The following is a 13,067-nucleotide window of genomic DNA, read 5'->3' as shown; positions in this document are numbered from 1 at the left end:
GCGATGCGCCCGCCGCCTGCCGCGCGCGAGCGATCGCGTGTCGATGAATTCGCCGCCGCGAATCAATTTTCCCGGCGCGCGTCCTCTGTCATAAGAGCACTCGCGCGCGAATGTAGTTCAATCGGGTGCAATCACGCAAGCCGATGCGCAATCGCGGCGCCCACTTCCGCCGTGTTGGCCTTGCCGCCAAGATCACCCGTGTGCGGGCCGTCCTTCAGCACACCTTCGATGGCGTCGAGAATCGCGTCGTGCGCTTCCCGTTCCTTGCCCTGTCCGTTGCCGAGAAAGTCGAGCATCATTGCTGCCGACCAGATCATCGCGACCGGATTGGCGATACCCTTGCCCGCGATATCGGGCGCGGAGCCGTGCACGGGTTCGAACAGCGACGGGAACGCGCGTTCGGGGTTCATGTTCGCCGACGGCGCAATGCCGATCGTGCCCGTGCAGGCTGGGCCTAGATCCGAGAGGATGTCGCCGAACAGATTGGTCGCGACCACCACGTCGAAGCGGTCGGGGTTCAGCACGAAACGCGCGCACAGAATGTCGATGTGCTGTTTGTCCCACGCGACGTCGGGATAACGCGCGGCCATTTCGGCGGCGCGCGCGTCCCACCACGGCATGCTGATCGAGATGCCGTTGCTCTTCGTCGCCACTGTGATCTTCTTCGCACGGCGCTGCGCGAGATCGAATGCGAACTTCAGCACGCGCTCGGAGCCTTTGCGCGTGAAGATCGACTGCTGCATCACGAATTCGCGCTCGGTGCCTTCGAACATCGTGCCGCCCACCGACGAATACTCGCCCTCCGTGTTCTCGCGCACGATCATGAAGTCGATGTCGCCCGCCTTGCGGCCAGCGAGCGGCGACGGCACGCCATCGAACAGACGCGCCGGACGCAGGTTGATGTACTGGTCGAACTCGCGGCGGAACTTGAGCAGCGAGCCCCACAGCGAGATGTGATCGGGCACGGTGGCGGGCCATCCGACCGCACCGAACAGGATCGCATCGACGCCATCGAGCTGCGCCTTCCAGTCGTCCGGCATCATCTGGCCGTGCTGGGCGTAGTAGTCGCAACTGGCCCACTCGATGTGCTGATACGTGAGGCCGATGCCGTAGCGCTTGCTGACGATGTCGAGCGCACGCAGCGCTTCGGGCATCACTTCCTTGCCGATGCCGTCGCCGGGAATCACTGCGATGCGGTAGTTACGGGTCATAGATGTGTCCTCGTCGGAAATGGGTGGGACTGGATCGGGTTCGATCAGGCCGTATGAGCGAGAGCGATTAGTCTATTCGATTCGTCATTTGCGCACTGCCGCAAAACGCATGTAACCGGGGAGCTTCAATGCGTCCTATCATGGTAATGACAGTATCCATCAGCTCAGGAGTACACCATGCCCTCCAAGCCGTCCGCTGAGCCGACTGACAAGCCTCTCGACCCCGCGCAATCCCCAACCGGCACGAAGCGCAAAGCGGCCGCGCACGCCCCGGCGAAAACCAAAGACGCCGATCGGGTCGATGCCGACGCGGCCGAGCCTGTGCCTCACGAGCATCTTCCGAGCCGAAGCGACGACAACTGATCCGGCCGCAAGCGTCGGCGCCTTCCGCAACGAGTCATGCGGCAAGCCATGGACATAATCAAATGCGCTTGCACGGAATCGATGAACGGACGCTGGTCAAGCGAAGCCTCTTCCGGCTCGAACCCGATGGGAGCAGATCATGCAGAACGTACTCGTAGGCTATGACGGGTCGCCGTCCGCGCGACATGCCGTCACTTTCGCGGTCGATCTCGCGAAGCGCTTCGACGCGCGGTTGCACGTTCTCGTCGTGGCGCGCGCGCCCGATTGGGGTGCGATAGAGCTGGAAAGAAAGGAAATGATCGACTACGAGTTGCGCCACGCCAATGAAGTGCTCGACGACATCAAGGCGAAGCTCGCGTCCTCCGGCGAACAGGCCGAATTCGATCTCGTGGTCGGGCAGCCGGCGAAGGAGATCGTGCTCTACACCGAGCAGCACGGTATCGATCATCTCGTCGTCGGCCATCGCGGACACACGCCGTTCGACCGCTGGCTGATCGGCTCGGTCGCGCGCCAGGTGCTTGCCTATGCGCCGTGTGCCGTGACGATCGTGCGCGATCCGGCGTCGGTGAAGAAGCGTCGCACAAAGAGCGAACAACGTTCGACGGAAGACGCCTCGTTCTTCTGAACGCAACGCGTGCTTCGGTACCCCCGCCTTTTCGCCGCGTGCTTACGTCTGAGCAACGGACGCGCGTTGAAGCGTCATATCCATGCCCGCTTGAATGGATCACAACATGATATAAAATGAAATGAAGCCTTCGAGCGGCTGTCGGATGAGCGGGGACTTTGCTGTCGGTACGGACGGGAATAGTCCGCACGGCAAGATCCAATACCTCCATGGAGAAGAGAGCAGTCTCCGCATCAAGGCAACCGCTACGAAGGCCCTGCTTTTTTACAGGGGAGTAGCCTTGCTCGTCACCTTCCAGTCACCAGCAACACCGGATGTCGTCATGCTTCGCGACCTCGCGCAGTATCTGCTCGGGTTGATCGGCAAGCGTCTCGACCGTCAGGGTGTGATCGTGCATGACGATTTGCCGGAAGCGATCCGGCGTCTCGAAGCTGCAATCGAAGACGATGCTCAGTCCGGTACGGTCTACGAAACGCCGGCATCCCATGCCGATCATCACAAGCCGGGTCTCTCACAACGCGCATGGCCGTTTCTCGACATGCTGCGCGAAGCAAAGCGGCAGGACGCCGATATTCTGTGGGGGCTTTAGCACCCGTTGTGCGTGCCCCGTGGCGATTCATGGAGCGCTATCCGGCGAAACTTCGAAGAGAATGCCGCAACCGACGCGATCCAGCAGTTGCGCATGCCGCTCGCCCGTCCACCAGCGCGCGAAAGGTCCGAGGTGATGATGTCCGATCACGATGAGGTCGGCGCGAAGTTTGTCGGCCATCGTCGCAATGCGATCAACGGGGTCGCCTACGCAGAAATGTCCCGTCGCGTTCACGCCGCACGCCGATAACCGCTCGATGCCGTCGCTCAAGACGTTGCGTGCGGCCTGCTCGTCGATTTCGAAGGCCATCGAAGAAAGAACGTCGTACCCGCTCGACCACCACGACGAATCCACGACCGAAAGCAGATGCGTTTCGGCTCCGAGCTGATGTGCAAGCGCGGCTCCACTGCGAAGCGCACGACGTCCTTCGGGCGTGCCGTCGTAGCACAGCAGAATGCGTTTGAACGGGATCACTTTGAGACTCCCTCACTCACGGGCCATTCGAAAGTCACTTCCGAGGGCCCCTGACATTGCCGTCCTTCGGCGCGAGATGAACCCTCGCCGTTTCCAGTGTATATCACGTTGTGAGGTAAATGGTTGCTGAGCACTCGTACGGCAAGCGATGCGGTTTAGGGGTTCGATCGCGAGAACGCTAGAAACGCCAAGCGACAACCCAGGGTAACTACCGACAAGACTGTTTAAAAATTGTCAAATGATGTGTTTAGAATGTCGGTTCTAATGGTGCTTCGCACAAGCAACCACTTAATTACGAACACTCATGCGAATCGCATGACACAGTGCGGCCCCGCTGTGCATGCGACATCTAAGGACTTAGTAATACTAATGGAGTCTCGTCAATGAGCATTCGGAATTCCGAAGGTGTCATTTCGGCGTGGGAGTCGGGAATCTCCGCTCTCAACGCGTGGGCCAATCCCGTCGTTCAGGAACTGCAATCGGTCGCGGAACTCAATCTGCGCACGATCAGCGCCGCGAACAACGAGGTACTGAAAAGCCTGAGCACGATCGGCAGTACTCGCACCGCATTTCAATGGAATACGGCGAGCGAACTGGTAAGACTATTTGCGGACTACAGCACCGAATTGGGCCGCATCGTTTCGCGCCTGAACGGCAGCCTGCAGGACGTGGCGCACGCGCAGGCCGGGAAGAATGAAGTACTGGCGCGGTCCATCGTGGAAGCGTTCCAATGCCGCGCCAATGCAGCCTCGGTGCCGCTGACGTCGGTATTCCAGACGATGCTGTCGGCAGCGCCGAATTCCGAAGCAGCTGCCCGGCAGGAAACCGAACAGGCGATCGCGGCCGCGCGCGCCGACCGTCCCGTGCCTACCAGCCGTCCCCGCAAGGCGGTTGTCGATTAATACTACGAATCCTGCGTTGCTTGCGCAATGCACGCGGTGTCGCCTGCATGACACACGCATCATGTATTGCCTATTCACGCAGTGCAATTTGATTGCGAATTACCAGAAGCAGATATCAGAAGCGGTCCGCGAGCCGGAAACGGCTCGATGGGCTCTTTCGAATCAACCGATGCGCGCGGCTCACGCCGCAGCAACCACCGACACGCGACGTCGCAACGAATAGCGAACGCGCAGGCCAATGCAAAGCGAACGGCCGGAATAAAAGGATCAGTCGGGGAGACCAGTCAACGGCTGCAACTGCGAACCAGTCATTGACGATCGGGAAGTTTCGCAATGAATGTCTGATAGGTGCAAAGGATGACTAATCGAATTGCTTTGGTAACGGGTGGCATGGGCGGTCTTGGCGAGGCCATCAGTATTCGTCTGCACGACGCCGGCTATCGCGTGATCGTTACGTATTCGCCGAGCAACAAGGGTGCGGACGAGTGGCTTGCCGCAATGGAAAAGGCTGGCCGCGCATTCTATGCCGTTCCCGTCGATGTCGCCGACTATGACTCGTGTCACGAGTGCGTGGCGAAGATTACGGCAGAGATCGGTCCCGTCGACATCCTCGTGAACAATGCCGGCATCACGCGCGACATGACGCTGCGCAAGCTCGACAAGGTGAACTGGGACGCCGTCATGCGCACGAATCTCGATTCCGTCTTCAACATGACGAAGCCGCTGTGCGAAATGATGGTGGAGCGCGGCTGGGGACGCGTGATCAACATTTCTTCGGTGAATGGCTCGAAGGGCTCGGTCGGGCAGACCAACTACGCAGCGGCGAAAGCGGGCATGCACGGCTTCACGAAGTCGCTGGCGCTCGAAGTGGCGCGCAAGGGCGTGACCGTCAACACGATTTCACCCGGTTATCTCGCAACGAAGATGGTCACGGCCATTCCGCAGGAAGTCCTCGACACCAGGATCCTCCCGCAGATTCCCGCTGGCCGTCTCGGCAAGCCGGAAGAAGTGGCCGCGCTCGTCGCGTTCCTCTGCTCGGACGACGCGGGATTCATCACGGGTGCAAATCTGGCCGTGAATGGCGGCCAGCATATGAACTGATCGAAAGAAAGCGTCTAGAGCAAAGGCCCCGCCCGAAGCGAATAAAGCGGACCGAGGGCCTGTCAAGAAGGAAGAAGTGGTGGAGACAAAACAACAGTTGTATCAATGCCGGTGCACGAACCGAGTCGTCGTCGTGAACCGGACTTTCGGGCCACGGACACCCGCAGATCGTGATGCGGGCCGATACCGCGAACTCGTATTCGAGCAGTGCACGAACGCCGCTAACTGTCCGAAGTCGGGTCAATGCCCGCTTTGACCGTGCGGCAAAGTACTGCGAGAGTGTTTGCTACAGGGGATAGCAATGAACGAAACATGGATTGCAATCGCGCTAGGCGCGTCCGTGCTGCTGTTTGCGTTGCTGTCGATGGTGCAGCACTACCGTCGCGAGCGATTGCGCGCGGAATTACTGAAAAATCTCGATCATCATAGCTGGTGTCGTTTTTCGCGCGTGCGGAGGTAAGCCGGGTTCTCTGTTTACTTCAATCGCATTCATGCGATGACGAGAAAATCACGAATGGCTGCGAAATGCGGACGCAAATCAAAGCCAGTTTCCGGACTCGATAATCTGATTTCTATTCTCAACCCTGGGGCAAAACGAAAGCCGCGCTTCATCGTGAGGTCGCATTGAACGTGCACATTACCGCTGCCGTAACGATTGGTAATCTGGACTGGACATCACGCGAGGTGAACAATGAATCGTCTCTTCAGATGGGTTGGAGCGGGTGCCTTATTGGGTTCGGTGATTTTGCCGGCAGGGGCCGCGCAAGCGGACAACGCGCAAGATCATGATCAAGGCAACCAGGGCAATGCAATCAAGCATGTGCTGCTGATCAGTGTCGATGGTTTGCATGAGCAGGACGTGGCGCGATGCATCGGCGCGAATACTTGCCCGAACCTCGCGCTGCTGGCGAAGTCGGGTGTGACTTATACGAATGCCTATACGCCGGGCTTATCGGACTCATTCCCGGGTCTCGCCGCGCTGGTCACGGGCGGATCACCGAAGTCGGCAGGGCTCTTCTATGACGTGTCCTACGACCGCACCTTGTACGCGCCTGCGGATACCGGTTGCACGGGCAAGCAAGGCTGGAACGTCGTGTTCGATGAAACGACGGGTATCGACGCGCAAGGCGGCGGGGCGCTGATTCATCTCGATGGCGGCGGCGCATTCAATCCCGATGCGATTCCGCACGCGAAGGTCGGCAACAAGTGCGTGCCCGTTTATCCGCATGACTACATCAAGACGAATACGATTTTCGAAGTCGTGAAGCAGCACGTGCGCGACTCGCGCACTGCATGGGCCGACAAGCACGCGTGGGGTTATGACTGGTTGAATGGACCCTCCGGCCGTGGTGTCGACGATCTTTCCCGCACTGAAATCAATTCGATCAATCCGGCGACAGGCAAGGACTATACCGATGCCTATCAGAACACGGAGATCTTCGATAACTTCCACGTCGACTCGATCATCAACGAAATAGACGGCAAGGATTCGACGGGAAAGCGCAATGCGCCCGTGCCGACTCTGTTCGGCACGAACTTCCAGACGTTGAGCGTTGCGCAAAAGGCGACGGTCGCAACGGGTGGCGGTTATCTCGATGCGAGCTTCACGCCTGGTCCGCAGGTAACGGCGGCAATCGCCTACGTGGATGATGCGCTCGGCAAGATGGTCGCGGAGTTGAAGGCGCGCAATCTCGCGAGTTCGACGATGATGATCGTGACAGCGAAGCACGGACAATCGCCGACCGACCATACGAAGCTCGTCAAGAACGGCGATACGGTGACGGCGCTGCTCAAAGCGAACAACTACCTCGATCCGAACGGCAACTTTGGTCAGAACAACAACGCCAAGGCGCTGAACGATGGAACGGGTCTGGTCGGAACGGGCCTCGTGCAGACCGATGACGTCGGGCTCATCTGGTTGCGCGACCAGAGCCAGGTGCAGGCGGCCGTCGCGACGCTCAAGGCGAATCTGAGTTGCAACGCGCCGGGCATCTGCGCGGACGGCCCGCAGGCGTACATCCTGTCGGGACCGCGCCTCGCGGCGATGTTCGGTGATCCGTCGAATGGCCGGACGCCCGACATCATCGTGCAGCCGAATCCCGGCGTGATCTACACGTCGAGCAAGACCAAGGATGAAGAGCACGGCGGCAATGCACCGGATGACAGTCACCTCGGCCTGGTCGTGTCGTTCCCTGATGGTCGCTTTCACGGTGAGCGCATCGGGCGCCGTGTGACGACGACGCAGGTCGCGCCGACCATTCTTCGCGCACTGGGACTGAACCCGAACAAACTGCACTCCGTCAAGGTCGAGGGCACGCCGGCTTTGCCCGGAATTGACGCCAACAACTGATCGTCATCGATAGTCCGGTTGACGTGCGGCGTCTGTTTGATTTGTCTGCCGCACGTCTTTTTCTTTTCAGTGGGTGATTGTGCACACTGCACATTGAGGCGACCCATGCAGGGCCGCCTCAATGATCACTTCGTCGAGAACACCGAAATGCCGCCATTCGGGAATGCCGCGGCGCCAGGCTGATAAGGCACATAGACCTGACCGAGGCTGCTATCCACAGCGACCGAATGCGCGCCTGTTCCCACTGCGACCGTGAAGAGCAACTTGCGCGTCGCGCCGTCGATCACGCCCATCTGCGGACTGAAGCCCGATGATGCAGCCGTGCCACTCGTTACATAGTGGCGTGCCGGCAGGAAATAGCGATTCGACGCGGGATCGTATGTCACCTGATCCACGCCGCCAAATGGAATCGATGCGAGTTGAGCACCCGTGTTGCGGTCGAGTATCAGCGTGATCAACGGATCGCCCGCGGACGGATCGCAACCGATCAGCACGTCGCTGTTAGGGCCGAGCGCAATGCCGGAAGGCCCGCATTTGCCGAGCGGAAACGACTTGCTGACGATCGGCGCACCCGCTGTGACGGAACTCGCGGTAATGACGTCGAGTTCGCCGTCGGGATTGGCCGCTGTTCCATCGTTATTGATCAGGAAGTTCTTCGAGGCCGGATCGTAGGTGCATGCCTCGAGTCCCGAAGAACCGCTGAAGACCAGTTTCGATACGACGGCTTGTGTCGTCGTCGAGATGAAGGTCACGTACGGCGGCGACTCGCCGGGGCTTGCGAACATCACGAGATGGTCGTCGGGATCGTAGCAGCCTTCGTCGACGCGCGAGCCCGTAGTGCTGATGGCGATCGTCTTGACCGTTTTCATCGCGGACGTATCGACGATCTTCACGGAATCCACGTCGCCGACATACAGCGTATTCGCTCCCGTGATGCCCACGATACCGTCAGGTCCCGAAGCATCGGTCGTCGCGCCCACGCCGGTGAAGCCGCCTTGAATCTGCGCAATCAACGCATTCGATTTCGTATCGACGACATCGACGGATTTGTTGTTGCGGTCGGCCAGATAGTATTTGCCCGCTTCGACATAGCCGATGTCGAAGCTGAACGCCGGGCTCGATGCATTGGGCACGGCAATGTTGGTCAGCAGCTTGGGCGGGGTGGGTGTCGCTGCAGTCGGCGTCGTGCTGGAGTTGTCTCCTCCGCCGCATCCGGCGATTACGGCCGTCGCCACGAGTAGACAGGCCAATAACGGTTTTTTCATCAGTGAGCTCCTTTGAGTAGCAGAAAACGCAGGTCAACGCCTGAGTGCTTCAGAAAATCTGCCGGAGCGCCTCGATGGTTCATTGCACACGCGGGCTCACGTCATCCATGTCTTTGAAGCGGCTGAATTGCAGTGCTTCGATCTGGACGTAAGGATGCGGAACGCGCGTTGATAATGCACCGAAAATAAATTGATGGTTTCCATATGAAAGTGCGAATGAATGTATGGATGCCGAAACATTTAAAGGAAGAAAGAGGAATGGTTTTAGTAAGTTTCAGTCGGTGAATGCAAAATTTGAAAATGGTTTTGAGACGCAGTGCGTGATCGGATGATTGGAATGCTGCTGCATTGCCACATTCGTTTTATTCAAGCATGGACAAAGCATTAACGGTCCGCGATCAGTTCGCTAGCGTCGAATTGATGCGATGGCACATGGAATCGTCGGCACCCAGTCGATCAGATCTGCCACGCCAGCCAGTCGTGCTGCGTTGTAAGCCGTGGTTGTCGAACCGAAAGCGCCGTTAATGGCAGGTAGGAAGTCAAGTCGCGAGAGACGCGTCCGACGTCAGGGAAAACGCCTGGCGCGGATTGATTCATCGAATGGATAAGATGGCATTAATCAGAAAGAACTGCTTCGTTTAATGAAATGAATGAATGGGTCTGGCAACAATTTCCGTGGAACGGATCAAAAGTTTTAATGCCTGGAAGGTGGAGTTTCTTAAGCTTAATCTAAGATTGAGAGAATACAATTGCAGATTAAAGAGTCCGGGTTACTCCCTCATAGATTCCGGAGCCTTCTTGCCGGCGTTATCAGGGCCGGCTTTTTTGTCGAAAGCGCCAACACAAAGCGCCAACACAAAGCGCCAACACAAAGCGCCAACACAAAGCGCCAACACAAAGCGCCAACACAAAGCGCCAACACAAAGCGCCAACACAAAGCGCCAACACAAAGCGCACCTCTCTCACTGCCCGTTTCCCGCATTCCCAAATCCGTTTCCGCCGGATATTCAGACCATCGCGCATCTGTGAATCGCACAGGGCTGAGTGTTTTTGCGCGTGATGTCCGCGATGCTCTTTCTTTGGTACGCTTTGCCATCGCGGATGCCTGAGTATTCCGACGCAAACCGGAACACAAGCCTTTGCAGGCAACGCCATCTATACAGGAGATGCCTTGATGTCCGTTTTTGATTCGAAAGTACCGCGCGTTCTTCTGACCAATGACGACGGCATCGATGCCCCGGGTCTCGCGGTCCTCGAAGCCGTTGCTGCTGAACTCGCCGATGAAGTGTGGATCGTCGCACCTGAGCACGACCAGAGCGGCACGTCGCACTCGATCAGCCTCCACTCGCCGCTGCGTGTGAGCCGCCAGGGCGAGCGCCGCTTCGGCGTCGTCGGCACGCCAGGCGATTGCATCGTGATGGCAGTGCGTCATCTGATGCGCGAAGCGCCGCCGACGCTCGTGCTGTCCGGCATCAATCGCGGCGGCAATCTTGGCGTCGAGACGATGTTCTCCGGCACCGTCGGCGCGGCGATGACAGGGCTGCTGCTCGGGCTGCCGTCGATCGCATTGAGCCAGACGTTCACGGACCGCGAGAGCGTGCGCTGGGACACGACTCGTGCGCTCGCGCCAGGCGTGATTCGCCAGTTGCTTGCGATCGAGCACGACGCGCCCGTGTGCCTGAACGTCAATTTCCCCGATGTCGATGCGTCCGCTGCAGGGCCGCTGACGCCGACGCGACAAGGCGTGGGACTGGTCCAGGATATCGAAGTGCTGCCGCAGGTCGATCCGCGCGGCCTCGAATATCACTGGCTGCGTTTCCAGCGCGGCCCGCGCGACAACGCTCCCGATAGCGAAACGGCTGTGGTCGCATCGGGGCGCGTATCGGTAACGCCGCTCTATTTCGATCGCACCGACGAGAACACCTACGCGAAGCTCGCGGCGTCATTGAGTACATGAGCACGCGCTCAAATCAACTCCATCTTCGCCGTCAGATAAGTCAGTTCGATCCGGTTCGACACGCCGAAGCGCCTGCGCAGCTTGCGCAAATGGTAGTCGACGTTGTGCGCGCTGGTGTCGAGACGACGGCCGATCTCCTTGTCGGATGCACCCTCCGCGATTCCCGTTAGCAGTTTCTGTTCGAAGGCAGTGAGCCGGTTGGCCGCATGTTCGCGCGCGGTGGCGATCAGTTTCGGTGAACCGAACTTGTGTACGGACAGGCCTATCGACAGCGCCTGTTCGACCGTCGCGGACGTGATCCAGTCGCGATTGCGGCGCGGCGCGGTAAAGCTCATGAACGCATGCAGACGCGTGCCCGGCATCGCCATCGAATACATGATTCCGCTGCACATCGCATCGTCGCGCATTGTCTGCAGGAAATCGGCGAAGGCTTCGCGTTCGTCGGGCAACGCAAGCCCATGACGCTCACCGTGTTGGCGAAGATTGCGCAAGTCCCACACGATGGGCATGTTGCACATGCGCGCGCCGAACGTGCGCGGATCGACATCGAAGTGATGACGCTGCACGTATTCGCCGCGATACGTGGACGGCGTGAACGCCTCGTGCAGAAAGAGCCGCTCAACACGGTCGCTTGCGAATTCGAGCGCAAAGTACGCGAACGTCGAAAAGCCCGTCAGATGCAGCAGGCTCGACACGATGCGCGCGCGTTCCGCTTCGCTTTGCGCGCTCGACAAGATTTCAGCTACGCCAAGCCGCGGCGCATCCTTCTGCTCGACGGCAGCCTCTTTGGAATCGTTGTACCAGACCACGGGGATGCGGCGCGCACTCAACGCGGCATCGCCAGCCGCGCATGCAGTCGCGCCTGGCGCAACGCTGCGGGCGGAAGAATGTGGGCTCGACACAACTTCAGACATTGGCGCAGTCCTTGATGCGGCATCGCCGATTTCACGCAGGATCGCCAATCAACAGGCTTTTGCGTAGAGATCGCGCTGCGCGCGTGCAATAGCTAAACGAATGTTAGAGGCGAGAGGAGCAGTAAAGGGAAGCAATAAAGGGAAGCACTAAAGCGTTCGGGGGCATTGTACATACGAAAGTAGGCTCAAGTAATATGTCGCAGGACAAAGTGCGCTAAATGAAAAACGAATGTGCGCAATACATATAAAAAGGCCAGTGATATATCGGGGTTCGAAGTGTTGTCGACAGAACAAGAGAACGAGATAACGGCTCTTTATGACACCCCACGAAGGCACGCCCATTGTCGAATGGTTTTCACAGGCGGATGTTCAAGCGCATCGAAATCATTTGTCGTCACATCACGCCGCCGATGCGCGCGGCGACAACGACGTCGTTATTACCGGCTCACAGTTCGCAGCCGGAAAATCCGACCCATTCGAACTCGATTTTTGTCAAATCCATGCGCGTATGCGCGCGGCCGGATTTAGCACGCTGAGTTACGGCGCATATGAAATGATTGGCCAGCGCGTATTGCAGGCTTATGTACTGCGCGATCTCGCGCCTGTTTCTTTCGTGCAGGCTTATTTCGATGGCATGTGGTACGCATCCGATCCGCGTTTTGCCGAAGTACAGCAAAGCGGCTTTCCTGTCGCATGGCGGCTCGATCGCATCGACGAAGAGGCGCAGCGCACGGGCGACCGTCGGGCGCTCGCGCTCGCTGCATCGTTGCGGGCGCACGGGATAAATAGCGGCGTGATCTTCAGTCTGTCCGCGCCGCAACTCGATCTGAATGTCGGCGTCGGGCTCACTTCCGAGTTGCGCGATGCAGACTGGATCAATGATCGCGTCGTCGGCACGGCGCTTGCCATGAGCCTCGCCGTGCATCGTTTCGCGCAGCCCTATGTCGCGTCGCGCGTGCGACAGGCGCGCGCCATCACGCTCGACGACGAGCAGGAAGCCGTGCTCGAACGGCTCGTGCAAGGCCTGTCCGATCAGGACATCGCCGATGCGCTGCATATCTCGCTGCACAAGGTCGGCTATCACATCCAGACACTCGAACGGCTCTTCAACGTGCAAAACCGGGCACAGCTCGCGTATCTCGCCGCGCGGCGCGTGCGCGCGTGAACGCTTCATGACGCCCCCGCGCGTTTCGTAGTGACACTCGCGGATCACCCTAAAAGCGTGCGTGTGCCTACGAGGTGCACTGAAATTTATAAACACACGCGCCGCTACACTCGATCGCATCCGGATACCCGTCGGGTGTCGGGTCGCGTGC

General features: G+C 58.9%; 14 protein-coding genes. 10 read left to right on the top strand and 4 right to left on the bottom strand.

Features of this window, described 5'->3' with window-relative positions:
- Window positions 1-131 precede the first annotated feature (131 nt).
- Complete coding sequence (locus GCT13_RS27500) at window positions 132-1,211, bottom strand: tartrate dehydrogenase (protein WP_152763396.1); 1,080 nt, start codon at window positions 1,209-1,211, stop codon at window positions 132-134.
- A 177-nt stretch (window positions 1,212-1,388) separates the two neighbouring features.
- On the opposite strand from GCT13_RS27500, the gene GCT13_RS27495 reads away from it, so the two are divergent.
- The 3 genes from GCT13_RS27495 (at window position 1,389) to GCT13_RS27485 (ending at window position 2,788) form a co-directional block, all read left to right on the top strand.
- Window positions 1,389-1,574, top strand: a complete 186-nt coding sequence (locus tag GCT13_RS27495; protein WP_152763394.1) for a hypothetical protein — start codon at window positions 1,389-1,391, stop codon at window positions 1,572-1,574.
- Between the two features lie 139 nt (window positions 1,575-1,713).
- On the top strand, window positions 1,714-2,199 hold the full coding sequence (locus GCT13_RS27490; protein WP_152763392.1) for a universal stress protein: 486 nt from the start codon (window positions 1,714-1,716) through the stop codon (window positions 2,197-2,199).
- A 280-nt stretch (window positions 2,200-2,479) separates the two neighbouring features.
- Window positions 2,480-2,788: a DUF1840 domain-containing protein gene (locus GCT13_RS27485; protein WP_152763499.1), complete on the top strand. Its 309-nt coding sequence runs from the start codon at window positions 2,480-2,482 to the stop codon at window positions 2,786-2,788.
- A gap of 27 nt (window positions 2,789-2,815) precedes the next feature.
- Here the strand turns inward: GCT13_RS27485 and GCT13_RS27480 are convergent, their stop codons facing one another.
- A complete protein-coding gene (locus GCT13_RS27480; RefSeq protein ID WP_321574657.1) occupies window positions 2,816-3,262 on the bottom strand; it encodes a universal stress protein in 447 nt (148 codons plus the stop codon).
- A 383-nt stretch (window positions 3,263-3,645) separates the two neighbouring features.
- On the opposite strand from GCT13_RS27480, the gene GCT13_RS27475 reads away from it, so the two are divergent.
- From GCT13_RS27475 to GCT13_RS27465, 4 genes are all read left to right on the top strand, one after another.
- Window positions 3,646-4,164: a Phasin protein gene (locus GCT13_RS27475; RefSeq protein WP_152763389.1), complete on the top strand. Its 519-nt coding sequence runs from the start codon at window positions 3,646-3,648 to the stop codon at window positions 4,162-4,164.
- A gap of 357 nt (window positions 4,165-4,521) precedes the next feature.
- Entirely contained in the window at window positions 4,522-5,265 is a 744-nt protein-coding gene (gene phbB / locus GCT13_RS27470; RefSeq protein ID WP_152763386.1) for an acetoacetyl-CoA reductase, read from the top strand.
- A gap of 301 nt (window positions 5,266-5,566) precedes the next feature.
- The gene (locus tag GCT13_RS48555) at window positions 5,567-5,725 is read left to right on the top strand and encodes a hypothetical protein (protein WP_162849300.1); all 159 of its coding nucleotides are present in this window, start codon (window positions 5,567-5,569) and stop codon (window positions 5,723-5,725) included.
- Window positions 5,726-5,956: 231 nt separating this feature from the next.
- Window positions 5,957-7,615, top strand: coding sequence for an alkaline phosphatase family protein (locus tag GCT13_RS27465; RefSeq protein WP_152763383.1), 1,659 nt, complete (start codon window positions 5,957-5,959; stop codon window positions 7,613-7,615).
- A 125-nt stretch (window positions 7,616-7,740) separates the two neighbouring features.
- Here the strand turns inward: GCT13_RS27465 and GCT13_RS27460 are convergent, their stop codons facing one another.
- Entirely contained in the window at window positions 7,741-8,880 is a 1,140-nt protein-coding gene (locus GCT13_RS27460) for a YncE family protein (RefSeq protein WP_152763380.1), read from the bottom strand.
- A gap of 654 nt (window positions 8,881-9,534) precedes the next feature.
- On the opposite strand from GCT13_RS27460, the gene GCT13_RS27455 reads away from it, so the two are divergent.
- On the top strand, window positions 9,535-9,909 hold the full coding sequence (locus GCT13_RS27455) for a hypothetical protein (RefSeq protein WP_152763377.1): 375 nt from the start codon (window positions 9,535-9,537) through the stop codon (window positions 9,907-9,909).
- Window positions 9,910-10,054: 145 nt separating this feature from the next.
- On the top strand, window positions 10,055-10,837 hold the full coding sequence (gene surE, locus GCT13_RS27450; protein WP_152763374.1) for a 5'/3'-nucleotidase SurE: 783 nt from the start codon (window positions 10,055-10,057) through the stop codon (window positions 10,835-10,837).
- An 8-nt stretch (window positions 10,838-10,845) separates the two neighbouring features.
- On the opposite strand, the gene GCT13_RS27445 is transcribed toward surE, so the two are convergent.
- Window positions 10,846-11,751: a helix-turn-helix transcriptional regulator gene (locus tag GCT13_RS27445; RefSeq protein WP_152763371.1), complete on the bottom strand. Its 906-nt coding sequence runs from the start codon at window positions 11,749-11,751 to the stop codon at window positions 10,846-10,848.
- A gap of 316 nt (window positions 11,752-12,067) precedes the next feature.
- On the opposite strand from GCT13_RS27445, the gene GCT13_RS27440 reads away from it, so the two are divergent.
- On the top strand, window positions 12,068-12,916 hold the full coding sequence (locus tag GCT13_RS27440; RefSeq protein WP_152763367.1) for a helix-turn-helix transcriptional regulator: 849 nt from the start codon (window positions 12,068-12,070) through the stop codon (window positions 12,914-12,916).
- The last annotated feature ends 151 nt before the right edge of the window (window positions 12,917-13,067 follow it).

The organism is Paraburkholderia franconis, from assembly GCF_009362735.1.
Classification (GTDB): Bacteria; Pseudomonadota; Gammaproteobacteria; order Burkholderiales; family Burkholderiaceae; genus Paraburkholderia; species Paraburkholderia franconis.
This window is presented reverse-complemented; position numbering and strand designations above follow the sequence as displayed.